We start from the raw sequence: 23,490 nt of genomic DNA, 5'->3' as shown, positions 1-23,490 counted from the left end.
ATCCGCCAGTGATTTGGGGGGCCGCCGCCACGCGCCATCCATGGCGCGGGGCGGCTAAACCGGCATCCCTGCCGGTTTACCCCCCAAATCACTGTCGAATTCCGGCCAGCGTGGTTTGACGGGGCGCCTAAGATCAAAAGCAGATCAAGAGCGGCTCGCTTCGCATCGTGGTTACCGTCTGCTGTTACAACCCACAAAGTTGTGTAGATCCTATGCTGCGATGGCGGTGTTGGATTCACTACCGCTATCGCAGGCAAGCCAGCCTCCACATGGACCGCGTACACTCGCTAGTCAGGCAGTGCCGCTTTGAAACCAACACGAGCATCCGGCTCCTGCCGAATCATCCGCTTCATCTTCGCCTCAAACGCCCAGGTCAGGCTCACCGCCGCACACGCCAGGCCCAGTGCCAGGCCCCACCAGACGCCGGTTGGCCCCCAGCCCAGGGTGAACGCCATCAACCAGGCTGACGGTGCACCAATCAGCCAATAGCAACCCAGCCCCACCAGGAAGGTGGTCTTGGCGTCCTTCAAGCCACGGATACAACCCATGGCGATGGTCTGCACCCCGTCGAACAATTCGAACCAGGCGGCGACGGCCAGCAGGCTCACCGCCAGCACGATAACGTCATGGAACGCCGGGTCGTCATGGTCGAGGAACAGCCCGATCAGCGGGTCGGAAAACAGCCACAGCACCGCCGCAAATCCCAGCATCACCATGGCGCCGAATCCTATGCCGACCCGCCCGGCCAGGCGTGCCTGCAGCAACTGCCCGGCGCCGTAATGCTGGCCGATGCGCATGGTCACCGCGTAGGACATCCCCGCCGGCACCATGAAGGCCACTGACACAATCTGCAGGGCGATCTGGTGCGCCGCCAACTGCGTGCTGCCCATGGTGCCCATGCACAACGCCGCAAAGGCAAACAGCCCGACCTCTACCGCATAGGTGCCGCCAATCGGCAGGCCCAGGCGCCACAGCTCGCGCAGGTAGTGGGTATTCAGGCGCAGCAGGCCGGTGCCCAGCGGGTAGGCGGCGTAGGCGCGGTTGCTGCGGATGTACCACATCAATGCCAACGCCATGCCATTGGCGACGATGGCGGTCACCAGGCCAATGCCTATCAGGCCCAGCTTCGGCAGGCCGAACATGCCTTCGATCAGCGCATGGTTGAGCAGGTAGTTGACCACGGTGCCGCATAGGCTGATCACCATCACCGGAGTGGCCTTGCCGATGGCGCTGGTAAAGCCGCGCAGGGCCATGAAGCTCAGGTAGCCGGGCAGGGCAAAGGGCAGGATCGTCAGGAACTGCCCGGCTGCTTGCACGTTGGTTTCGGTCTGGCCGAACATCAGCAGTACCGGCTTCAAGTTCCATAACAGCAACGCCGCCGCCAGCGCCATCAACCACGCCAGCCACAGCCCGGCCTGGGTCAGGCGAGTGGCGCCGTCGATATCGCCCGCGCCATGGCGAATGGCGACCAGGGTGCCCACGGCTGCGATCACGCCGATGCAGAAAATCGCCACGAACGAATAGCTCGCCGCGCCCAGGCCGCCGCCCGCCAAAGCCTCGGGGCTCAGGCGCGCCATCATCAGGGTGTCGGTCAGCACCATCAGCATGTGCGCCAACTGTGAGGCAATCAACGGCCCCGATAGCCGCAGAATGGCCCAGAGTTCGGTACGTGCCGGATGTTGCATGATCATCACACTCGAATAGTCAGGAAGGTGGCGAAGGGTTGATTCTCGGCGCATTCAGCGCATTGCACAAAAGGATAAAAGCGATCGTTGGCATGATTAAAACTCATGCTTGAGCGATTCTGGTAGGGTTTCCAGATTGCGCAGCCGGAGCTTTCAGAATGTCCCGTCGTCTTCCTCCTCTTTACGCCTTGCGGGCCTTTGAAGCCGCCTCCCGCCACCACTCGTTTACCCGCGCGGCTGAGGAGTTGTCGATTACCCAAAGTGCGATCAGCCGGCATATCCGTACGCTCGAAAATTATTTCGCCTGCCGATTGTTCCAGCGCAGCGGTCGCACGTTGCAGCTCACGGAAGCGGCGCGTTTGTTGCTGCCTGGCGTACGGGAAGGCTTCGCTGCCCTGGAGCGTGCTTGCCATACCTTGAATGCCGAAGATGACATCCTGCGTATGAAGGCGCCGTCCACCTTGACCATGCGCTGGCTGCTGGCGCGGCTGAGTCGCTTCCGTGCCTTGCAGCCGGGCAATGAGGTGCAGCTCACCAGTGCGTGGATGAGCATCGATGAAGTGGACTTCAACCAAGAACCGTTCGACTGCGCGGTGTTGCTCAGCAACGGGCACTTTCCGGCGGACTGGGAGGCCAGTTATCTGTTTGCGGAAATGCTCATCCCGGTGGGAGCGCCCAATCTGCTGGACGACGGTCCCTGGGACGTGACGCGGTTGGCAACCGCCGAACTGCTGCACCCGACCCCGGACCGCCGCGACTGGCGTTACTGGCTGCAGCGCATGGGGCTGTCGTCTCAGGTTTCACTCAAGGGTGGGCAGGTGTTCGACACGCTTGAGCTGGGCATGATCGCCGCCGCCCGAGGCTATGGCGTGTCCATGGGTGATTTGCTGATGGTGGCCGAAGACGTGGCACAGGGGCGCTTGAGCCTGCCGTGGCCTACGGCGGTCGCCAGTGGGGAAAGCTACTACCTGGTGTGGCCGAAAACCCGCCCGGGTGGGGAACGTTTGCGACGGCTGGCGGAATTTCTTCAAGGTGAAGTCAAGGCGATGGAATTGCCCCAGGTTGAACGCCTCGATTGAGTGGCGGCGAGTTGTTAGTGCAATCGTTTGCGGGATACCCCTGTGATTCGCTCAAGTATTGCCAAATGCCGCCGAAGAAGGGGGTTGGAACCATCGTGCATCATCGTTTCCCACTAGATAATTTGCCGAGCAGCGCTATGAGATCAGGATGATCCTGGCCTCGGCCAGGAGCTGTCATGTCTCAACCCCGTGCCCGGATTGCCTCCCAGTTAGGCCTCGCACTCGCCGTGATTCTCGCTGTCGTGATCAGCGGCAGTACGGTCTTTGCCTTGCGTACCCTCGACTCCGCCAACCTCGCCACCCGCGAGGAACACCTGGCCAGCGAGGCGCGTTTGCTCGCCGACCAACTCAACACCTTCCACAGCACCTTGCGCGAAAGCACTCAGCGTTTGAGCGGGCTGTTTGAAAAGCGTTTCGGCGCAGGCTTGAGTGTGCGTGCGGACCAGCCCGTGGCCGTGGCCGGCGTGCAGACGCCGAGCCTCTATCTGGGCAACGAGGTGCTGAACAACAACTTCGAAGAAGTGGATGAGTTCAAGCAGATGTCCGGCGGCGTGGCCACGGTGTTCGTGCGCAGCGGCGACGACTTTATCCGCGTCAGCACCTCCCTGACCAAGCAGGATGGCAATCGCGCCATTGGCACCGTACTTGACCGTCAGGGCGCGGCCTACCAGCGCGTTGTGAGTGGCCAGACCTACATCGGCCGTGCCGTGTTGTTTGACCGCTCCTACATGACCCAATACAGCCCCGTGCGTGACAGCAGTGGCCAGGTCATTGCCGTGCTGTTCATCGGTTTCGATTACACCGATGCCCAGAACGCCCAGTTTGAAAACCTCAAGCGCTTCCGCATTGGCCAGACCGGCTCCCTCGCGCTGCTCGATGAGCAAAAGCACTGGCTGGTGCCGCCAGCTGGCGTGCAAGCGCCGGATCAGGCGATTGCCGTGATGCTCGACCTGGCGAGAAAGCCGGGTGCAGGCCGTTTCTGGAGTGACAAGAACGAAGATTTCTATAGCGTCTCGGTGCCGTTCGAAGGCGGTCCTTGGGCGGTGGTAGCGAGCATGCCCAAGGCTGAGATTCGCGCCGTGACCTGGGAAGTCGGCATCCGCCTGGTGATCGGCAGTGTGCTGGCGATGTTGCTGGCAGTGGGCGCCACGGTGTGGCTGTTGCGCAGCAAGCTGGCGCCATTGAGCGAACTGGTGCGCCAGGCCCAGGCGCTGGGCGCGGGGGATTTGAGTGCGCGCCTCAACGTGTCCAGCCATGACGAAATCGGCCAGTTGGCGCGCAGTTTCAACCAGATGGGCGAAGCGCTGTCGACCATGGTGTCGCATATCCGTACTGCCGCCGAACAGGTCAACAGCCGCGCCCAGGCGTTGTCGGGCTTGTCTGGTGGTGCCTACGAAGGCATGGAGCAACAGTCCGGCGAGATCACCAGCATGGCCGGTGCGGTGGAAGAGTTCAGTGCTACCTCGCTGAACATTGCCGACAACATGGGCAACACCGAGCGCCTGGCTCAAGAGAATGCCCAGCAAACCCGTATCGGCCGTACCTCGATGCAAGAGGCTTCATCGTCCCTGGAACATATCGCCACCGCGCTGAACAGCACCGCTGCCGTGATCAACACCCTGGGCCAGCGTTCCCAGGAAATCGGCGGGATCGTCGGCGTGATTACCGCCATCGCCGAACAGACCAACCTGCTGGCGCTCAACGCCGCCATCGAAGCCGCCCGTGCCGGTGAGCAAGGCCGTGGTTTCGCCGTGGTCGCTGATGAGGTGCGCAACCTGGCTTCGCGTACCCGCCAGGCCACCGATGAAATCTCCGGCATGATCCAGAGCATCCAGCAGGAAACCGGCAACGCCATCAGCACCATGGAGCATGGCAATGCGCTGATGCAGGAAGGCCTGTCGCGCAACGCCGACGTGGCCTCGGCCCTGGCGCGTATCGACGAGCAGAGTCGCTCGGCCGGCCAGCAGTTTGCTGCGATCACAACCGCCACCCAAGAGCAGAGCAGCACCGCGACTTTGCTCAGCGCCAACCTTCAGAGCATTGCCCTGGCCAACAGCGAGCAGCGTGAAGTGGTGTCGAACCTGGCGGTTACCGCCAAGGAACTGGAGACCTTGGCAGCAGGCTTGCGCCATGAGGTGGATCGGTTTCGTTGAGGCACCACCAATCAAATGGTGGGAGCGGACTTGCTCGCGAATGCGGTAAATCAGTAGCAAATGGGTGACTGACACTCCGCATTCGCGAGCAAGCCCGCTCCCACATTGATATTGCGTAAGGCTCAAGTCACGGATGTGGGGCGGTACTGCAGGGCCTCCTTCAGATGGTCACGGGTGATGGCGTCCATCTGGTCCAGGTCCGCCAAGGTGCGCGCCACCTTCAGCAGCCGATGGGCCGCCCGCAGTGACAGTGTCAGTCGCTCGCAGGCGGTCTCCAGCCAACCCTCGTCGACCTTTGGCAGCTTGCAGTGCTGGCGCAGCCCCGGCAGGTCCAGAAAAGCATTGGCACACCCCTGGCGTCGCTGCTGACGCTCGCGTGCTTGCGCTACCCGCACCGAGGCATCGGCCGTGGTATCGCCCGCCTGTTGGGTGGGGCTCAGGGCAGTGGCCTCCCGCGCGACAGTCAGGTGCAAATCAATCCGGTCCAGCAACGGCCCGGAGAGCTTGTTGCGATAGCGCTGAATCTGCTCCGGTGTACACCGGCAACGCCCGCTGGGCTCGCCCATGTAGCCGCAAGGGCAGGGGTTCATCGCCGCGACCAGTTGAAAGCGCGCCGGGAAACTCACACGGTCACGGGCGCGGGAGATTACGATATGCCCAGATTCCAATGGCTCACGCAGCACCTCCAGCACCTTGCGATCGAACTCTGGCAGCTCATCCAGGAACAACACCCCGTGATGGGCCAGGGTGATTTCCCCCGGTTGTGGCTTTGAGCCGCCACCCACCAGCGCCGGCCCGGATGCCGAGTGGTGTGGCTGACGGAACGGGCGGTTAGGCCAATGACTCAGAGGGGCCAGGCTGACTACGGATTGGATAGCGGCCACTTCAAGTGCTTCCTGCTCGCTCAACGGCGGCAGCAAGCCCGGCAGCCGGCTGGCCAATAAAGTCTTGCCGGTGCCCGGTGGCCCGCTGAACAACAGGTTATGCGCGCCCGCCGCCGCGATCAGCAATGCACGCTTGGCCGCGAGTTGGCCCTGTACTTCACTCAGGTCCGGGTAAGGCTTGTTCAAGTACAGCAAGCCGTCGGACCTGTATGGCTCAATCGGCGCGTGCCCATTCAAGTGCGCCACAACTTGCAGCAAGTGATCCACCGCAATCACCTTCAACCCCGACGCCAGGCACGCCTCCTCGGCATTGGCGCGCGGCACTATCACGGTGCGCCCGGCCTTGCGCGCTGCCAGCGCGGCCGGCAATACCCCCTTCACCGCGCGCACCTCGCCGGACAGCGCCAATTCCCCTAGGCATTCCACGTCATCGAGCATCAACGCCGGCACTTGCACACTGGCCGCCAGGATGCCCAGGGCAATCGCCAGATCAAAACGCCCGCCGTCCTTGGGCAGGTCGGCGGGCGCAAGATTGAGTGTGATGCGCCGGGCCGGATATTGCAGCGCCGAGTTGAGGATGGCACTGCGCACGCGGTCCTTGCTTTCCTTCACTGCGGTTTCGGGCAAACCCACCAGAGTGAGAGACGGCAGACCATTGGCCATATGCACTTCGACGGTGACGGCGGGGGCTTCTACACCGACCTGGGCGCGGCTGTGGACGATGGCGAGGGACATGCTCGTTCCTTGAATGAAAGGGCCGCTTCCTGCGGTTTTTTCAAGGGTAGACGAGGTGGGATGGAGCGGGGCGGGGGAGGTTTTACAGAACGTATCCGGGCGGCAACGCAAAACAAGTGTGGGAGCAGGCAAGCCAGCTCCCACAACAATCGCGTTCACTCAGCAGAAGGTGGCGTCAACCGGGCTTCAAGTTCAGCCACCTTCGCCTCCAGGCTCTCCAGCCGCGCACGTGTGCGGGCCAGCACCACCATCTGGCTGTCAAACTCTTCCCGGCTGACCAGGTCGAGCTTGCTGAAACCACTCTGTAGCAAAGCCTTGAACTGGCTTTCGATTTCATTGCGGGGCAGCGGGGTGTCACCGCTGAACAGGCGAGAGGCGTGGCCGCTCAGGGCGTCGAGGAAGTCTTTGGGCGCGAGCATTGGACATATTCCGGAAAACAGTTGGCCGGCAGTGTATCACGCAGCGTCTATAGTCATTTTTACGCCCTGCTGCGCACGGTTTTCGCGCATTGGGGCGGGCGGCCGCGCACTGTTTTGATGCGCATTGCGGCCGCGCAGGCGCCCCGTAGGTGGGCACAAGCGGGCAATGGATTGATTTCAGTGGTTTTTACGGAGCTGGCAAGGTTTCTGCTTAGACGATCATGACCCATGCACTGATGCAGTCGCTGTGACGAATGCAGTGCGCCGACGGATCCGGGTACAGGGCTCGTCACCAGTGGTTCGCTGGCGTCGCGACGGCAAATGCCGAGGCGACGATGCGTTACAAAGCCAGGCACTGCGCTTAGACTTGAGACGGGTTTGTTTTCCTGGGGCAAGTCCACCAAATTCGGGAGAGAGTTTTCATGAAGCTAGTCACTGCCATCATCAAGCCGTTCAAGTTGGACGATGTTCGCGAGTCACTGTCCGAGATCGGCGTGCAGGGCATTACCGTTACTGAGGTCAAGGGCTTCGGTCGGCAGAAGGGTCATACCGAGCTGTATCGCGGCGCGGAATACGTGGTCGATTTCCTGCCGAAGGTGAAGATCGATGTCGCCATTGACGACAAGGATCTTGATCGGGTTATCGAGGCGATAACCAAGGCGGCCAACACCGGCAAGATCGGTGACGGCAAGATCTTCGTGGTCAATCTGGAACAGGCTATTCGCATCCGTACCGGCGAAACCGATACCGACGCAATCTAAGCCGCCAAACCCCAACGCCCCAGGAGAAAACAATATGACTCTGCGTAAATTCGCAGGGCTCGGAGCCCTGCTGTCCATCGTAATGCCAAGCCTGGCCATGGCGGCAGATGAAGTGGCTGCTCCAGTCCTCAATTCCGGCGACACCGCCTGGATGCTCACTGCCACCGCGCTGGTGCTGTTCATGACCATCCCTGGCCTGGCGCTGTTCTACGGCGGCATGGTCCGCTCCAAGAATATTCTGTCGGTGATGATGCAGTGCTTCGCCATCACTGGCCTGATCAGCATCCTCTGGGTCGTCTACGGCTACAGCATCGCGTTCGATACCACCGGTATGGAACAAGGCGTGGTCAACTTCAATTCCTTCTTCGGCGGCATGGGCAAGGCGTTCCTGGCGGGTGTTACCCCGGCCAGCATCACCGGGCCGGCGGCGCTGTTTCCGGAGGCCGTGTTCATTACCTTCCAGATGACCTTTGCCATCATTACCCCGGCGCTGATCGTCGGTGCTTTCGCTGAGCGTATGAAGTTCTCCGCGATGCTGATCTTCATGGCTATCTGGTTCACCCTGGTCTACGCGCCGATTGCGCACATGGTCTGGAGCGGCAACGGCGGCCTGATGTGGGACTGGGGCGTGCTGGACTTCGCTGGCGGCACCGTTGTGCACATCAACGCGGGTGTGGCTGGCCTGGTGGCGTGCATCGTGCTCGGCAAGCGCAAAGGCTTCCCGACCACCCCAATGGCCCCGCATAACCTGGGCTATACCCTGGTGGGCGCGGCCATGCTGTGGATCGGCTGGTTTGGCTTCAACGCCGGTTCCGCCGCGGCGGCCAACGGCACCGCGGGCATGGCGATGCTGGTAACTCAAATCGCTACAGCAGCTGCGGCCTTGGGCTGGATGTTTGCCGAGTGGATCACCCACGGCAAGCCAAGCGCACTGGGTATCGCCTCGGGCGTGGTCGCCGGCCTCGTCGCCGTGACGCCAGCAGCGGGCACCGTGGGCCCGATGGGCGCTCTGGTGATTGGCCTGGTCGCTGGTGTGGTGTGCTTCTTCTGCGCGACCAGCCTCAAGCGCAAGCTGGGTTATGACGACTCCCTGGACGCTTTCGGCGTGCACGGTATCGGCGGTATCGTCGGTGCGATCCTCACAGGTGTGTTCGCAGCCCCTGCACTGGGCGGCTTCGGCACCGTGACCGACATCGCAGCCCAAGTATGGATCCAGTGCAAAGGGGTGGGCTTCACCGTGATCTACACGGCGATCGTGACCTACGTCATCCTCAAGGTGCTCGACATGGTCATGGGCCTGCGTGTCACCGAGGAAGAAGAGGCGGTTGGCCTCGACCTGGCGCAACACAACGAGCGCGGCTACAACTTGTAACCAGGCGAAAAAAACATGCCCGGCTTGCCGGGCATTTTTTTGCCTGGCGTTTGTCTGTGGCTAAAGGTGCATGGGTTTTTTATCGACTTTGTGATGGGATCCACACAGCACTTCTAAGGGTGCAAATGTCTTACAGGCATGAAGGCGTATTCGGCCCTTTGTTTTTTCTCAGAGCGCGCTAGAATGCGCGCCGATGGGCGGAGAACTGTATGTGGCAACAGACCCTGATTACCCTGCGGGCCAAGCCCCGGGGCTTTCACTTGGTAACGGACGAGTTGCTTGCCGGCTTGCCTGAATTGAAGGCGTGCCGTGTGGGCCTGTTGCATCTGTGGCTGCAGCACACCTCGGCCTCGTTGACCGTCAACGAGAATGCCGACCCGGCGGTTCGCCGTGACTTCGAGCGTTTTTTCAACCTGCTGGTGCCACAAGGTCGCGCAGGGTTTGAACATAACGACGAAGGTCCGGATGATCTGCCGGCGCACTTCAAGGCCAGTCTGCTGGGCTGCCAGCTGAGTTTGCCGGTCAAGGCCGGCCGCTTGGCGATAGGGACCTGGCAAGGTGTTTATCTGGGCGAGCACCGTGATCATGGCGGTGCTCGTAAAGTCCTCGCCACCTTGCACGGTGAAGGGGCATAAGCCACTGGCTATTCAGTGGATGTTGATTTTTTTCCAGTGACCTCGACAGAGGGTGAAGCTGGGCTATAACTAATCTGCTTTTCGCAAGTCATGAGGTAGAACATGAGCGACGATGATCTGGAACAAGACGACCTCGAAGTAGGTGATGAAGACGACACCGAAGAAGGTCTTGAAGTAGCGGCCGAAGACGTTGCTGGCGACCCCGATGACAGTGTGGGCGATGACGCGGCTCCCAAAGCCAAAGGCAAAGCCAAGGCGGCTGTTTCGGTAGACGAGTTGCCGAGCGTTGAAGCCAAGAACAAAGAGCGCGATGCCCTGGCCCGTGCGATGGAAGAGTTCCTCGCTAAAGGCGGCAAAGTGCAGGAAGTCGAGGCCAACGTGGTGGCTGATCCACCGAAGAAGCCGGATAACAAGTACGGCAGCCGACCTATCTGAGGTCTGCCTCCTGCTTGTAATAAAAAGCCCGCCGTCGCTGCGGGCTTTTTCATGTCTGGAATTAAATCTCTCAGGTCACCATAAATCAAATGTGGGAGCAGGCAAGCCAGCTCCCACATTGGGGGGCCGTGTTAACTCCAGCGACTCAGCAAGGTCGGTAACTCCGTCAGGCTGCGAATCTGCGCATCCGGGTGCTTGTCACCCTCCCAGGCCTTGCCCGTGGGGTTGAACCACACCGCCCGCAGCCCCGCCTGCTGCGCGCCGGCAATGTCATCCCCAGGATGATCGCCCACATGCACAGCCGCGCTGGCGTCCACACCGCCACGTTGCAGCGCCTCCTGAAACAGCCGTGCATCCGGCTTGGCGATGCCGATATCTTCAGCGCGCAGGGCAAAGTGAAAATAGTCCGCCAGGCCCACGCGCTGCACATCGGCATTGCCATTGGTGATCACCCCCAGCAGGAAGTGCTGGCGCAGCGCCTTGAGCATCGGCTCGGCTTCCGGGAACACGGTGAGTTGGTGACGTGCGTGGATGAACGCTTCGAAGCACACGTCCGCCATCTCTGTGGCCTCAGGCTGGGGATAACCGGCCTCCTCGAACGCATGCATTAGCACGCGATGGCGCAGCAGGCTGATGCGGTGCTTGAGTTCGGGATGACGCTGCAGCATCTGCTGGCGCAGGCTGGCAAAATGCTCAAGGGGCAGCTCGCCAACCTTGGATGCGTGAACTGCCAGCCATTCGCGCATCGACGCTTCGGCGCTGATGATGACGGGTACGTTGTCCCAGAGGGTGTCGTCCAGGTCGAAGGTGATCAGCTTGATACTCATGAGTCGCCGCCCTTGATGCGTTTGGCCCGTGGATGGGCACTGTCGTACACCGTTGCCAGGTGCTGGAAGTCGAGGTGGGTGTAGATCTGCGTGGTCTTGATATCCGAGTGCCCAAGCAGTTCCTGCACGGCGCGCAGGTCCTGGGAGGATTCGAGCAGATGGCTGGCAAAGGAGTGACGCAACATGTGCGGGTGCAGATTCTGCCCCAGCTCCCGCTCGCCAGCGGCCTTAACCCGCAGCTGAATCGCCCGTGGCCCCAGGCGCCGGCCTTGCTGGCTGACAAACACGGCATCGTCTGCCGGGTTGGTCAGCAGTCGTAGCGGCAGCCATAGCTGCAAGGCTTCGCGGGCTTTCCTGCCCACGGGCAGTACGCGGGTCTTGCTGCCTTTGCCGAGCACTTGCACCAAGCCATCGGCGAGGTCCAGTTGATCGAGGTTCAGGCCCGTCAGCTCCGACAGGCGCAGGCCCGAGGAATAGAACAGCTCAAGGATGGCTTGGTCGCGATGGGCCAGGAAGTCATCCTCGACGGCACCGTCGAGCAGTTGCAGGGCGCGGTCGGTATCCAGGGTCTTGGGCAGACGCCGTTCGCCTTTGGGCGGTGACAGGCCATTGGCCGGGTCGTGGTCGCACAGGCCTTCGCGATTGAGGTAGTGATAGAGGCCGCGCACCGCCGACAGCAGGCGAGACAAGCTGCGTGAGGATTGGCCCTGCAGATGCAACCGAGCGATCAGGCTGCGCAGGGCCTGGATATCCAGGGCCTTCCAACTGCTGACGTGCTGTTTTTCGCAATAGGCCAGGACCTTGTTCAAGTCCCGCCGATAGGCTTCCAGCGTATGGGGCGACACCTGGCGCTCATTGCGCAGGTGAGCGCAGTAAGCGTCCAGTTGCCGCTCCATGATCAGCGCACCGCGCGCAGGGTGGTGGTGTGGCGTGGCAGGACGCGGCCCAGCACTTCGGCGATATAGGTCAGGAACAACGTGCCCACCGAGCTTTTGTAGTGCGCCGGATCGCGGCTGGCGATGGCCAGTACCCCGTGCAAGCCTTGATGGCTGAGGGCGATGACGGCCGTAGAACCGATCTGCTTGCGCTGTTCGGCGCCAAACAGGAAGTCCAGTTCATGCTCGCGCAAGGTGCCGCTGACGGTCTTGCCTTCGGACAACAGGCCGCCGATGGCCGTCTGCGCCTCGCCACCTGTGACCCAGCGACCCACCGGCATTGGGTTGTCGCTGAACAGGATCAGGCTGACGAAGGGCACCTGGAAATCCTCACGCAGGCTGTCTTCCACGGCGATCACCGTTTCTTCCAGGCTGGTGGCATCCATCAGGGTCAGAATCAGGCGGCGCGTCTTGTCGAACAAGCGGTCGTTGTCGCGGGCCACGTCCATCAGATGAGAGAGCCGGTGGCGCATTTCAATATTGCGCTCGCGCAGGATCTTCATCTGCCGCTCCACCAGCGATACGGTATCGCCGCGCTGGTGAGGGATGCGCAGGGCCGGCAGCAGCTCTTCGTGTTCGACGAAGAAGTCCGGGTTAGCCTCAAGGTACGCCGCGACAGCAGCGGCCTCCAGGCTTTCACTCGGGGTTGCGTGTGCGGGTACTTGAGGCTTATCGGTCATTAGCTTGGCTCACTCATAGACGGACCTGTCCTTCGTATACACGCGTGGCCGGCCCGGTCATCATCACCGGGTGGCCAGGGCCTGCCCATTCGATGGACAAACGTCCACCGGGCAGGTCGATCAACAGCGGCGAATCCATCCACCCCTGGCTGATCGCGGCCACGGCAGCGGCGCAAGCACCGGTGCCGCAAGCCTGGGTTTCGCCGACGCCGCGTTCCCATACGCGCAATTGCGCACGGTTACGGTCGATTACCTGCAAAAAGCCCACATTGGCCCGTGCCGGAAAGCGCGGGTGATGTTCGATCTTCGGCCCCAGTTCGTGCACGGGGGCGTTATTGATGTCGGTGACCCGCAGTACTGCATGGGGGTTGCCCATGGACACGGCGGCGATCTCCACGGTTTTGCCATCCACGTCCAACGCGTAACTGAGGGCCTGCTCGGTGGCCTGGAACGGAATATCCGCCGGCACCAGGCGCGGCGCGCCCATGTTGACGCTGATCTGGCCATCGTTGCGGATGTCCAGTTCGATCACGCCACCTTTGGTTTCGACGCGAATCTGGCGTTTGGCAGTCAGACGCTTGTCGAGCACAAAGCGCGCAAAGCAGCGCGCGCCGTTGCCGCACTGTTCCACTTCGGAGCCGTCGGAGTTAAAGATCCGGTAGCGGAAATCCACCTCCGGGTTGCTCGGCGCCTCGACCAGCAGCAACTGGTCGAAACCGATCCCGGTGTGGCGATCGCCCCACTGTTTGGCGTGCTTGGGCAGGATGTGCGCGTGCTGGCTGACCAGGTCGAGGACCATGAAATCATTACCCAGCCCGTGCATCTTGGTAAAACGCAGCAGCATGGCTTACTCCGGCAGCAGGCTTTCGCCAGCATACAACTCGGCTACCGTCTCGCGGCGACGCACTTCAAATGCTTGATCACCGTCCACCAGCACCTCGGCGGTACGCCCGCGGGTGTTGTAGTTGGAACTCATGACAAACCCGTAGGCACCGGCCGAATGCACGGCCAGCAGATCACCTTCCTCAAGCGCCAACTCACGATCCTTGGCCAGGAAGTCGCCGGTCTCGCAGATCGGCCCGACGATGTCATAGGCGCGGGCTTCGCTTGCGCGCGGCGTCACGGCGGTGACATCCATCCAGGCCTGGTACAGCGCCGGGCGGATCAGGTCGTTCATCGCCGCATCGACGATGGCGAAATCCTTGTGTTCGGTGTGCTTGAGGTACTCGACCTGGGTCAGCAACACGCCAGCGTTGGCAACGATGTAGCGGCCTGGCTCGAACATCAGCGTCAGGTCGCGGCCTTCGATGCGCTCGCGCACGGCCTGGATATAGTCGGCGATCAGCGGCGGCTCTTCATCGCGATAACGCACACCCACGCCACCACCGAGGTCGATGTGGTGCAGGTAGATGCCACACTCGCCCAGGCGGTCGATCAACCCCAGCAGGCGGTCGAGGGCATCCAGGAACGGTGGCAGGGTGGTCAGTTGCGAGCCGATATGGCAGTCGACACCCAGCACTTCCAGGTTCGGCAGTTGGGCGGCGCGGATGTACACGTCTTCGGCGTCGGCGATGGCAATGCCGAACTTGTTCTCTTTGAGACCGGTGGAGATGTACGGGTGGGTGCCGGCGTCGACGTCCGGGTTGACGCGCAGGGAGATCGGCGCACGCACGCCCATCTCGGCAGCGACCACTTGCAGGCGCTCCAGCTCATCGGTGGATTCGACATTGAAGCAGTGCACGCCGACTTCCAGGGCGCGGCGCATGTCGTCGCGGCTCTTGCCGACGCCGGAGAAGACGATTTTGTCCGCCTGGCCGCCGGCGGCCAGTACGCGTTCCAGCTCGCCACGGGACACGATGTCAAAACCAGCGCCAAGACGCGCCAAGACATTGAGTACACCCAGGTTGGAGTTGGCCTTGACTGCGTAGCACACCAGGTGCGGCACCCCGTCGAGCGCGTCGGTGAACGAGCGGTATTGGGCTTGGATATGCGCACGCGAGTACACATAGGTCGGGGTGCCGAAGCGCTGGGCAATCGCGGACAAGGCCACGCCTTCCGCGAACAGCTCGCCGTCCCGGTAGTTAAAAGCGTCCATAAGTTTCCCTTGGCTTAGTAGGTGTCGTGCTTATGGGCTTTTGACGGCTTTTGCGACGATTGCGCCTGTTCGTTTGGATCTTTGCTGTCATCGGGCAGGTACAACGGGCCTTTCTGGCCACAGGCACTAACGAGGCAAGCGACCGCGACGAGCGCAGCAAGGGAAGAGATCAGGCGCTTCATGGCGAAATCCTTGAATATGCATTAATTGCGCCCGAGTATACCGACCACCCGCCAGCTTGCCTATGCGCCGCAACACCCGTCCGGCGGGGGTTTGCCGAGACAGTAGGGAAGCAGGCTACGATGCCTGGGGATATTTCGTACCGTCATCCGTGATGAAATCAGTATCCTTTGCAATCGGCGAAGCTCGCCCGTATCGTGCGGCGCTTGAGCAAAACCAGACACTTTTGAGGTTGCCACAATGAGTTTGACCGAAGCCCGTTTTCACGACCTGGTGGATACCACCCAGCAGGGGCTGGAAGATATTTTCGACGACAGCGGCCTGGACGTGGATCTGGAAAACTCGGCCGGTGTGCTGACCGTCAAGTTCGAGAGCGGCCAGCAACTGATCTTCAGCCGCCAGGAGCCGCTGCGTCAGCTGTGGCTGGCGGCGCGCTCCGGTGGCGTTCACTTCGATTACGACGAAGAAAGCGGTAAGTGGCAGTGCGACAAGAGTGAAGAGTTGCTGGGTGAGATGCTCGCCCGCCTGGTCCAGGAATACACCGGCGACGAACTGGATTTCGACGAGATCTGATGGTGAGTGAGCCTGCAACCGTACGCCCGCCCAAGCCGCTGTTCAGCAATGTCAGCCCGGCGGTGCCGTCACCTTGTATCAGTTTGTGTCGCCTGGACGAGCAGAAAGTTTGCCTTGGCTGCTTCCGCCATGTGGAAGACATCCGGGAATGGCGCTCTGCCGACGATGCGCGGCGCCGGGTGATCTGTGCAGAGGCCGAGCAGCGCAAGGCGAGCACCTGACGGCGTCTTGTTTATTTGTGTCGCTGTGGTAGTGTCCGGATACACCTCCATTCATCGAGGTCCGTGAGAACCCCGCCTTTTCCTGGCGGGGTTTTGCTTTTTTGTGCAGAAAAAAGGAGTCTGCCTGAATCATGACCACCGCACCGTCCATCATTCTTACCCGTCTTGACGTGCAGCGTCTGGAGCAACTGATCGACCGCTTGGGCGACAACTCTCCCGGCGCCGAAGCATTGCAAGCCGAACTCGACCGCGCCGAAGACGTGGTTGGTCACGATGAAGTGCCTGCGGGTGTCGTGACCATGAACTCCAGCGTGCATTGCCGTGAGCAAAGCAGCGGCAAGGACTATCACCTGACGTTGGTCTACCCCAAGCACGCGAACGCCGACGAAGGCAAAATTTCGATCATGGCGCCGGTAGGCAGCGCGTTGCTCGGCCTGCAAGTGGGCCAGCACATCGACTGGCCGGCGCCTGGCGGCAAGACCCTGAAGCTGGAATTGCTCAGCGTCGAAGGCCAGCCCAAAGATGGCGGCGCCTTCCCGCTCTAAACCTGATTGAAGGCCGCATTGAGTGACTGTTCCAGTTCGGCTTTATAGCGCAGGTACAGATTGCTTGGGCTTTGCACATCACCGAGCAGCCCCGACAGATCCAGGTCAGTGATATAGCAGCGGTAACGCTCGGTTTCCCGACGTTGCCCGACGATCTCCCGGGCGACCACCGTAAACAGCTGGTCGCCAAATTCCAGTTCGGAAAACTCCCGCTGATTGCAGTACAGGGTGATCCCTACGTGGCCTGGCACGCCTTTGCCGATAATCGCCTGCACGTCATAAAACGCCTTGTTGGCAGGGTCTTGTGGGGCTGGCCGTCGCTCCACGCCGCGCGCCCGGCCACTGCCCGATGGCAACAGCTGGTAGTACAGGATCTGTACCTCACTCGCGGGTTGCTGGGCGTCCAGGGACGATAGCGCTTCACGGCGATACAGGATCGATTGCAAAAAACGCTGCAGCGGCGCCAACAGGCTTTGCTCATCATGAAACGGCAAGCGCTGTTGCCAGAGCGCGTTGAATTCGTCGAGCACGTAGACGTCGGCGAAGCCTTCATTGACCCGGTAGAACACCTGCACACACTCGGCTTGGCCCATGGGCAGCAGCAGCGCCAGGTCGTGGTCTTCCAGGGCCATGGCGTCCAGGTGCCACGGGCTGCAGCTGGCCAGCTCCTCGCTGAGGTAGGCGATCAGCGCGTCCTGGGTCGGCAGTGATACATGGGTGGCTTGGCCCGGCACCAGTTCCATCACGTGGTAATGCTGCTGCACCTGGAGCAGGTAGCGATGATTGCCCTGGCTGAGCAGCAGATGCTGCGCGGTGTCGAATACCTCTTCCACCCGCTGGGCTATGAACTGTGCCCGGTTGTGGCAGAAGCAGCGCACCCGTAGGCGTGGCAGATGGTTCGATGGCAGTTGGTTGAGGTAGTCGCGCAGGCAGTCGAGCAGGGCGTGGGGGCCGTCATAGCGGCTGACCATCACTTCGTTCCAGCTGTTGAGCGTGACCTGGTCCAGGGTCAGCACTAGGTTGTCGCGCACGCCGGCATAGCTCAGGGAGTCGGTGCGCTCGGTGGTCATCAGGATATTCAGGTCGCGATGATGCTTGAGCGGATCAACCCCGACGTTGATCAGCAGCAGTACCTCTTCCGGCACTGCCGGGCGTAGCAAGCGGCTCTCATCGACACTGGCCAGGGGCAGGGCGATAGTCTGTTGCAGACTGCCCAGCAGGTTGAAAAGCTCGAACTCGGTCATGTCGCTGGTGCCGGGGTGCAGCGCCAGGCGGGTGCTGCTGTCGATCACGCCGTTGCGATGGCACCAGGTGAGCATTTCCAGCAGGTCGCGGCTGCGTTTGATCGGGGCGAAGTGTTCCCACTCCAGAGCGGTAAGGTTGCCGTTATACAGGCCCCAATGGTGCTGGCCCGGCTCCTTGCGGTTGGGCGACTGCACCAGGGTCAAAGTGTCTTCGGCCAGGTCCGGGGCGATGCCGGGGTTGATGAACTCGACCTTGCCGGCCTTGCGCTCGAACGCCGCATACAAGCGGCGGCCCAGTACATTGAGCTCGCGTTTATTGACCGCGCTGGCGGTGTGTTCGCTGCGGGTGAACTGGGTGAGGAAGCGGTAGCTGTAGTTCAACTCATTGACCAGAGCACGGCGCTCGGAGGCGACCTGGCGCACTTTCCATTGGCTGCGGCTGTCCAGCAGGGCCAGTTGGCGCGTGTCCCAGCCCCACTCATGCGCCAGGCGTTCCAGCAGCTGCCGTTGCCAACCGGCGGTGCGCTGGCCGGCGCTGAGCTTGCGGTTGACCTTCAGGTACAGGCTGCGGCGCACCAGTTCCAGGCGCTCCAGCTCGTTGCGGGCCTTGAGGTATTCCTCGATGCGGCGGTAGACCATGATGTACGGGTCCAGCTCATCCAGGTCTACCTGATGGCTGAACACCGCCTGTTTGAAGCGCAGGCTCAGGCATTGCACCTTCGGGTGTTCGCTGGCGTAGACCTCGGTCAGCAGCAGCTTGAGCACCGATTTATAGGGCGACTCGATGCCCTTGAACAGTTGCCACAGCCCGGCGCCAATAAATTCCCCCGGAGGAATATGAGCCAAATGGCCGAGGTCGAGGGTTTCATCGGCGCGGATAAAGCGCTTGGAAATCAGTGCGTGAGTAAACTCGGCGTAGCGGTTTTCTTCGTAGACCGGCACCAACCACCAGATGGGCGTGCGTCCGGCCAGCCAGATCGCGGTGCGATAGAACTCATCCAACAGCAGGTAGTGCTGGGTGGTGCCGCAGTCGTCGGAGCTCAATTGTGTATCGCGATCACCCAACACAAAGCGCGTCGGGTCGATCAGGAAGAAATGCGCCTCGGCGCCCATGCCCAAGGCCCAGGTTTCCAGCAGTTGGCACTTTTTGCGCAGCTCGGCCAGCTCGGTCTCGCTCAGGTCGGGGGCGTGGCACACCCACACATCCATATCGCTTTGATCGGCCTGGGCCAGCGTGCCCAGGCTGCCCATCAGGAACAAACCGTGGATCGGCGTAGGCGGGTTACCGTGGCGCGGTTTATAGGAAAACGAGCGGGTCAGGCGCTGGGCATCGGCCAGGGCCTGGGCGTCCGGTTCAAAATTCGACAACCCGGCCGGCGTGCTGCTGGAGACGTAGCCTGGCAACAGCGGGTGATTGACGTGGAAAAACAGCGGCAACAAAGCCAGCACGCTTTGCTGGCGTGGCGTCAGCCCCTCGACGGCCCGGGCCATGCGGCCTTGATTGAGGGTCATGAAACGCGCGCGCAGTTGGGTCAGCACCTTGCGGTCGATGCCTTCGTCCAGATCGGGGCGGATTTCATGGGTGCGGGTCATGTCGAACTCGTTGGCTCGCAGGGCCCGACGCGGGCGGCCATGCAGGAGTTTACAGACAGTAGCGTAGGAGTTTTAGAGGGAAGTGGCTTTTTGGCGTCAGAATTTTGTATGCCGCGCAGCAAAGCCCGCGGAATCCGCAGGCGGCGGACTCCATGGGCGGTATCAGGTATCAGGCGGCTTCTTTGGTGCTGGCAGTGGTGAGGATGGTCAGCAGGGTTTGGGCTTGCTCGGCAGCGTCCCGGCCAAGGCTCGTCAGATAGCCCCCGTCCGGTTGGTCGATCAGCCCTTTGGCATGGAGGCGCTTGGCAGCGGCGATGGCAGTAGGGGCGGCAGTCTGATGGACTTTCAAGCCTTCCTTGGTGCTGTCCAGAGGGAAGAGTACAAGGATTTCCAGTTCGGCAACCAACTCAGGGGTATACGACATAAGGACTCCAGACTTTCTAAAATTTATTAGAGGCTAGCAGGCCATAAGGTGAACGCACTTTGCCGAACTGTCCAGCGTGTTGCTGCGTGCCAGGCTTATTGCTTCTCCGGCGGCAGCTCGGGCAGTGCCCGCAGTGCCGTTTCATACCACTCGGTATTGAAAGCGCGGTCCTCGTCCAGCATGGCGTCGATCTCGAAGGCCAGCACGTGAGCCATCAGATTCAGGATCTCTTCGCGCTCGTAACCCACCAGGGTCAGTTTATTGAACGTAGCCTTGGCCGCAGGCGGGTTATCGCTCTCGATCTGGTTCTCGATGGCTTCGATCAGCGTGGTCTCGGTGAATTCTTCTTCGTCGTTGTCGATATCGGTCGGCTCGCTCATGGCAGGCTCCTCAAGGAAAGGGCGTCAGTCTACCCCCATTCAGGTGGGTGATGCTGCTGGTCAGGGTGGCCTCGAGGATCTATAACTCTTGCAGCCAACCCCACACCCGGCCTGGAGGCTTTGCAATGCTCAAGCTTTACGGATTTTCGGTCAGCAACTACTACAACATGGTCAAGCTGGCGCTGTTGGAGAAAGGACTGCCCTTTGAAGAGGTGCCTTTTTATGCCGGGCAAACCCCCGAAGCCTTGGCGGTAAGCCCCCGCGGCAAAGTGCCGGTGCTGGGTGTGAAGCAGGGGTTCATCAACGAAACCAGCGTCATCCTCGAATACCTCGAACAGACCCAGGAAGGCCCGGCGCTACTGCCCGCCGACCCGTTTGCGCGGGCTCAGGTGCTGGCGCTGTGCCGTGAGATCGAGCTTTACATCGAACTGCCTGCGCGGGCGTGTTTCGCCGAGGCTTTTTTCGGCATGTCGGTGCCGGAGGCGATCAAGGAAAAATCCAGGGCCGAGCTGTTGCTTGGGATCGGTACGTTAGGCCGGCACGCTAAGTTCGCGCCTTATGTGGCAGGGGAGAGCTTCACCCTCGCGGACCTGTATTTCATGTACAGCTTGAACCTGGCCTGCGGTGTGGGCGAGAAGCTGTTTGGGTTGGACCTGCTGGCGCAGTTGCCGAAGGCGAAGACCTTGTTGGCGCGCCTGAATGAGATGCCCAACGCGCAGAAGGTAGAGGCGGACAGGCAGGCGGCGATGCCAGCGTTCATGGCGATGATTGCGGCCAAGAAATAAATCTTTGGCATCTGATAAGAGCGCCATCGCGGGCAAGCCAGCTCCCACATTTTGATGTGTGAACCCAATCAAATGTGGGAGCTGGCTTGCCTGCGATGCTTTTAGCGGCTGGCGAGCAATTCTTTGCCGCGCACGACCGCTGCCTTGACCTGCGCCGGCGCAGTGCCGCCCACATGGTTACGGGCATTCACCGAGCCTTCCAGGGTCAGCACGGCAAATACATCCTGCTCGATCTGGTCGCTGAACTGGCGCAGTTCTTCCAGGCTCATTTCCGCCAGGTCCTTGCCGGTGTCCACACCGTACTTCACGGCGTGGCCAACGATTTCGTGGCAATCACGGAACGGCAGGCCACGGCGCACCAGGTAGTCCGCCAGGTCGGTCGCGGTAGAGAACCCGCGCAGTGCCGCCTCACGCATGATCGCGTGCTTGGGCTTGATCGCCGGGATCATGTCGGCAAAGGCGCGCAGCGAGTCGCGCAGGGTGTCGGCGGCGTCGAACAGCGGCTCTTTGTCTTCCTGGTTGTCCTTGTTGTAGGCCAGTGGTTGGCCTTTCATCAGGGTCAGCAGGCCCATCAGTGCGCCGAATACACGGCCACTCTTGCCACGCACCAGCTCTGGCACGTCGGGGTTTTTCTTTTGCGGCATGATCGAGCTGCCGGTGCAGAAGCGGTCCGGCAGGTCGATGAACTGAAATTGCGCGCTGGTCCACAGCACCAGTTCTTCGGAGAAGCGCGACAGGTGCATCATCGCGATGCTGGCCGCGGCGCAGAATTCGATGGCGAAGTCCCGGTCCGACACGCCGTCAAGTGAGTTGCCGCCCACGGCGTCAAAGCCCAGCAGTTGTGCGGTGTACTCACGGTCGATCGGGTAGGTGGTGCCGGCCAGTGCAGCGCTGCCCAACGGCATACGGTTGGCGCGCTTGCGGCAATCGACCAGGCGCTCGTAGTCGCGGCTGAGCATTTCGAACCAGGCCAGCAGGTGGTGGCCGAAGGTCACAGGCTGTGCGGTCTGCAGGTGAGTGAAGCCCGGCATGATGGTGTCCGATTCGCGCTCGGCCTGCTCCAGCAAACCTTTTTGCAGGCGGGTGATTTCGCCCAGGATCAGGTCAATCTCATCGCGCAGCCACAGGCGGATATCGGTGGCGACCTGATCGTTACGGCTACGGCCAGTGTGCAATTTTTTGCCGGTCACGCCGATGCGATCGGTCAGGCGTGCCTCGATGTTCATGTGCACGTCTTCGAGGTCGACGCGCCAGTCGAACGTCCCTGCCTCGATCTCACCGCGGATGGTGGTCAGGCCGTCGATGATGCTGTCACGCTCGGCGTCGGTCAGCACGCCGACCTTGGCCAGCATCGTGGCGTGGGCGATGGAGCCCATGATGTCGTGGCGGTATAGGCGTTGATCGAAGGTGACGGAGGCGGTGAAGCGCGCGACGAAGGCGTCGACGGGTTCACTGAAGCGGCCGCCCCAGGACTGGTTGGTCTTGTCGGTGCTCATGGATTCGCTCGTGATCTGCTTAAAAGAGGCATGAAGGTGTGCCGGCGATCATAACAGGGTTGCCCGTGGAGGCGGTGCTGCGGGTGGTCGGCAATTTTATTTGTGTAAGAGATGGCTAAGTGCCTTGCCGCCGACCGCATCCGGGACGAGACTGGGGGCAGGTACTTATTGAAACGATATTTGACGATTGGGCAATGTCGCCTCAGTGAGCGTCTACAGTTGGACTGATAGTGTGTGAATGCACCAAAGTCGGGTGATGCGGTCATAACCAGACTATCCATTAAACAGGGGGGTATTCGGATTGTTTATCAGTGAACCCTACGACGATGCCCGAAGGCAGCGGGTCTTGGGCGCTATTGAACAGGTCCGGGTAAATTTGGGTGCCATTCTCAGGGCACTTTTTGCCGCTCGCGCTAGTCTTAGCGTGGATCGCTGTGACGTCAGTCACCGCACCTGTCTACGCTATCCTTGTGCGAGACTCACGCAGGAATCCAGCGCAATATGAATGTCCTGATCGTTGATGACGAACCCCAAGCCCGCGAGCGACTGAGCCGTCTGGTCAGTGAACTCGAGGGTTATACAGTCCTTGAACCGAGTGCCACCAGCGGCGAAGAGGCGTTGACGCTGATCGACAGCCACAAGCCGGATGTAGTGCTGCTCGATATCCGCATGCCGGGCTTCGACGGCCTGCAAGTCGCCGCCCGCTTGAGCGAACGCGAATCGCCGCCCGCCGTGGTGTTGTGTGCGGCGCAGGATGAGTTTTCTGCACAGACGCTGGAAGACAGCGGTGTCAGTTTTCTCGTCAAGCCGGCCACTGCCGAAGCTTTGCTCAAGGCCCTGAAAAAAGCTGAGCGCCCCAGCCGCGCCCAACTGGCAGCCTTGACGCAACCGGCTGCGCAAAGTGGTAACGGGCCACGCAGCCATATCAGTGCGCGTACCCGCAAGGGCATCGAGCTGATCCCACTCGGCCAAGTGGTCTACTTTATTGCCGATCACAAATACGTGACCTTGCGCCACGAGACCGGTGAAGTGTTGCTCGATGAGCCGCTCAAGGCCCTTGAAGACGAGTTTGGCGAGCGTTTCGTGCGCATTCATCGCAATGCGCTGGTCGCCCGTGAACGCATCGAGCGCCTGCAGCGCACGCCCCTGGGGCACTTTCAGCTATTCCTGAAGGGGCTCAATGGCGATGCCTTGATTGTCAGCCGACGCCATGTCGCCGGCGTGCGCAAGATGATGCAGCAGCTTTAGCCCAAGGGCTGCGACGCGGTCTGCATTCCTAATCCCGGTGCGACGTGGCCAGGGAGGCCCCGCACTTGCTGATTCAAATCAAAGCGTATTTGCCTGAGCTGTTATT

The 23,490-nt window shown here is 61.3% G+C and carries 24 protein-coding genes and 1 pseudogene; 12 read left to right on the top strand and 13 right to left on the bottom strand.

Annotation, left to right across the window (positions count from 1 at the left end; translation table 11 throughout):
* Positions 1-287: 287 nt before the first annotated feature.
* Positions 288-1,691 (bottom strand): NorM family multidrug efflux MATE transporter, encoded by a 1,404-nt coding sequence (locus tag GIW04_RS02890; RefSeq protein ID WP_120247460.1) that lies wholly within the window; start codon positions 1,689-1,691, stop codon positions 288-290.
* Between the two features lie 152 nt (positions 1,692-1,843).
* On the opposite strand from GIW04_RS02890, the gene GIW04_RS02885 reads away from it, so the two are divergent.
* The 3 genes and pseudogenes from GIW04_RS02885 to GIW04_RS31415 all read left to right on the top strand — a co-directional run bounded on the left by GIW04_RS02885 (position 1,844) and on the right by GIW04_RS31415 (position 4,917).
* On the top strand, positions 1,844-2,764 hold the full coding sequence (locus GIW04_RS02885; RefSeq protein WP_120247461.1) for a LysR substrate-binding domain-containing protein: 921 nt from the start codon (positions 1,844-1,846) through the stop codon (positions 2,762-2,764).
* Between the two features lie 176 nt (positions 2,765-2,940).
* Positions 2,941-4,014: pseudogene (locus tag GIW04_RS31420) on the top strand (Cache 3/Cache 2 fusion domain-containing protein); the annotation flags it as partial.
* Positions 4,015-4,056: 42 nt separating this feature from the next.
* Positions 4,057-4,917 (top strand): methyl-accepting chemotaxis protein, encoded by an 861-nt coding sequence (locus GIW04_RS31415; protein WP_437180736.1) that lies wholly within the window; start codon positions 4,057-4,059, stop codon positions 4,915-4,917.
* A gap of 122 nt (positions 4,918-5,039) precedes the next feature.
* Here the strand turns inward: GIW04_RS31415 and GIW04_RS02875 are convergent, their stop codons facing one another.
* On the bottom strand, positions 5,040-6,536 hold the full coding sequence (locus tag GIW04_RS02875; protein ID WP_120247462.1) for a YifB family Mg chelatase-like AAA ATPase: 1,497 nt from the start codon (positions 6,534-6,536) through the stop codon (positions 5,040-5,042).
* Positions 6,537-6,691: 155 nt separating this feature from the next.
* Positions 6,692-6,955 (bottom strand): accessory factor UbiK family protein, encoded by a 264-nt coding sequence (locus tag GIW04_RS02870; RefSeq protein ID WP_003195432.1) that lies wholly within the window; start codon positions 6,953-6,955, stop codon positions 6,692-6,694.
* Positions 6,956-7,377: 422 nt separating this feature from the next.
* Here GIW04_RS02870 and glnK point away from each other — a divergent pair, with 422 nt between their 5' ends.
* The 4 genes from glnK to sutA all read left to right on the top strand — a co-directional run bounded on the left by glnK (position 7,378) and on the right by sutA (position 10,158).
* Positions 7,378-7,716, top strand: a complete 339-nt coding sequence (glnK, locus tag GIW04_RS02865) for a P-II family nitrogen regulator (RefSeq protein ID WP_002555808.1) — start codon at positions 7,378-7,380, stop codon at positions 7,714-7,716.
* A gap of 34 nt (positions 7,717-7,750) precedes the next feature.
* Positions 7,751-9,088 carry an ammonium transporter gene (locus GIW04_RS02860; RefSeq protein ID WP_020302863.1) on the top strand — a complete coding sequence of 446 codons (1,338 nt, stop codon included), beginning with the start codon at positions 7,751-7,753 and terminating at the stop codon, positions 9,086-9,088.
* 209 nt (positions 9,089-9,297) lie between these two features.
* A complete protein-coding gene (locus GIW04_RS02855) occupies positions 9,298-9,723 on the top strand; it encodes a secondary thiamine-phosphate synthase enzyme YjbQ (protein WP_003195429.1) in 426 nt (141 codons plus the stop codon).
* 102 nt (positions 9,724-9,825) lie between these two features.
* Positions 9,826-10,158 (top strand): transcriptional regulator SutA, encoded by a 333-nt coding sequence (gene sutA, locus GIW04_RS02850; protein ID WP_034134050.1) that lies wholly within the window; start codon positions 9,826-9,828, stop codon positions 10,156-10,158.
* Between the two features lie 131 nt (positions 10,159-10,289).
* On the opposite strand, the gene GIW04_RS02845 is transcribed toward sutA, so the two are convergent.
* From GIW04_RS02845 to lptM, 6 genes are read right to left on the bottom strand one after another with little or no spacing between them, the layout of a single operon-like run.
* Positions 10,290-10,985, bottom strand: a complete 696-nt coding sequence (locus GIW04_RS02845) for an HAD family hydrolase (RefSeq protein WP_120247463.1) — start codon at positions 10,983-10,985, stop codon at positions 10,290-10,292.
* On the bottom strand, positions 10,982-11,881 hold the full coding sequence (gene xerC / locus GIW04_RS02840; protein WP_003195423.1) for a tyrosine recombinase XerC: 900 nt from the start codon (positions 11,879-11,881) through the stop codon (positions 10,982-10,984). Before xerC ends, GIW04_RS02845 begins: the two co-directional genes overlap by 4 nt.
* Positions 11,882-11,883: 2 nt before the next feature.
* Entirely contained in the window at positions 11,884-12,600 is a 717-nt protein-coding gene (locus GIW04_RS02835; protein WP_014720458.1) for a DUF484 family protein, read from the bottom strand.
* 13 nt (positions 12,601-12,613) lie between these two features.
* The gene (dapF, locus tag GIW04_RS02830; RefSeq protein WP_003195419.1) at positions 12,614-13,444 is read right to left on the bottom strand and encodes a diaminopimelate epimerase; all 831 of its coding nucleotides are present in this window, start codon (positions 13,442-13,444) and stop codon (positions 12,614-12,616) included.
* A gap of 3 nt (positions 13,445-13,447) precedes the next feature.
* Positions 13,448-14,695, bottom strand: coding sequence for a diaminopimelate decarboxylase (lysA, locus tag GIW04_RS02825; RefSeq protein WP_057710197.1), 1,248 nt, complete (start codon positions 14,693-14,695; stop codon positions 13,448-13,450).
* A 14-nt stretch (positions 14,696-14,709) separates the two neighbouring features.
* A complete protein-coding gene (gene lptM / locus GIW04_RS02820; protein ID WP_003195417.1) occupies positions 14,710-14,877 on the bottom strand; it encodes an LPS translocon maturation chaperone LptM in 168 nt (55 codons plus the stop codon).
* Positions 14,878-15,115: 238 nt separating this feature from the next.
* On the opposite strand from lptM, the gene cyaY reads away from it, so the two are divergent.
* The 3 genes from cyaY to rnk all read left to right on the top strand — a co-directional run bounded on the left by cyaY (position 15,116) and on the right by rnk (position 16,214).
* A complete protein-coding gene (gene cyaY / locus GIW04_RS02815; RefSeq protein ID WP_003195412.1) occupies positions 15,116-15,448 on the top strand; it encodes an iron donor protein CyaY in 333 nt (110 codons plus the stop codon).
* 2 nt (positions 15,449-15,450) lie between these two features.
* Positions 15,451-15,669 (top strand): DUF1289 domain-containing protein, encoded by a 219-nt coding sequence (locus GIW04_RS02810; protein ID WP_032897694.1) that lies wholly within the window; start codon positions 15,451-15,453, stop codon positions 15,667-15,669.
* A gap of 131 nt (positions 15,670-15,800) precedes the next feature.
* Positions 15,801-16,214 carry a nucleoside diphosphate kinase regulator gene (gene rnk / locus GIW04_RS02805; protein ID WP_003195408.1) on the top strand — a complete coding sequence of 138 codons (414 nt, stop codon included), beginning with the start codon at positions 15,801-15,803 and terminating at the stop codon, positions 16,212-16,214.
* On the opposite strand, the gene GIW04_RS02800 is transcribed toward rnk, so the two are convergent.
* The 3 genes from GIW04_RS02800 to GIW04_RS02790 all read right to left on the bottom strand — a co-directional run bounded on the left by GIW04_RS02800 (position 16,211) and on the right by GIW04_RS02790 (position 19,855).
* Positions 16,211-19,051 carry a class I adenylate cyclase gene (locus tag GIW04_RS02800; RefSeq protein ID WP_120247464.1) on the bottom strand — a complete coding sequence of 947 codons (2,841 nt, stop codon included), beginning with the start codon at positions 19,049-19,051 and terminating at the stop codon, positions 16,211-16,213. The two genes, rnk and GIW04_RS02800, sit on opposite strands and share 4 nt — an antisense overlap.
* Before the next feature lie 169 nt (positions 19,052-19,220).
* Positions 19,221-19,475 carry a TIGR02647 family protein gene (locus GIW04_RS02795; RefSeq protein WP_003195403.1) on the bottom strand — a complete coding sequence of 85 codons (255 nt, stop codon included), beginning with the start codon at positions 19,473-19,475 and terminating at the stop codon, positions 19,221-19,223.
* A gap of 95 nt (positions 19,476-19,570) precedes the next feature.
* Positions 19,571-19,855, bottom strand: a complete 285-nt coding sequence (locus GIW04_RS02790) for a hypothetical protein (protein ID WP_034134047.1) — start codon at positions 19,853-19,855, stop codon at positions 19,571-19,573.
* Between the two features lie 125 nt (positions 19,856-19,980).
* Here GIW04_RS02790 and GIW04_RS02785 point away from each other — a divergent pair, with 125 nt between their 5' ends.
* The gene (locus tag GIW04_RS02785) at positions 19,981-20,640 is read left to right on the top strand and encodes a glutathione S-transferase family protein (RefSeq protein WP_120247465.1); all 660 of its coding nucleotides are present in this window, start codon (positions 19,981-19,983) and stop codon (positions 20,638-20,640) included.
* Positions 20,641-20,741: 101 nt separating this feature from the next.
* Here GIW04_RS02785 and argH read toward each other — a convergent pair whose 3' ends face one another.
* Positions 20,742-22,136, bottom strand: coding sequence for an argininosuccinate lyase (argH, locus tag GIW04_RS02780; protein ID WP_003195396.1), 1,395 nt, complete (start codon positions 22,134-22,136; stop codon positions 20,742-20,744).
* Positions 22,137-22,637: 501 nt separating this feature from the next.
* Here argH and GIW04_RS02775 point away from each other — a divergent pair.
* Complete coding sequence (locus GIW04_RS02775; protein WP_034134045.1) at positions 22,638-23,384, top strand: LytR/AlgR family response regulator transcription factor; 747 nt, start codon at positions 22,638-22,640, stop codon at positions 23,382-23,384.
* The last annotated feature ends 106 nt before the right edge of the window (positions 23,385-23,490 follow it).

It is taken from the genome of Pseudomonas sp. PA-4-8C (genome assembly GCF_021606625.1).
GTDB lineage: Bacteria > Pseudomonadota > Gammaproteobacteria > Pseudomonadales > Pseudomonadaceae > Aquipseudomonas > Aquipseudomonas lactis.
This window is presented reverse-complemented; position numbering and strand designations above follow the sequence as displayed.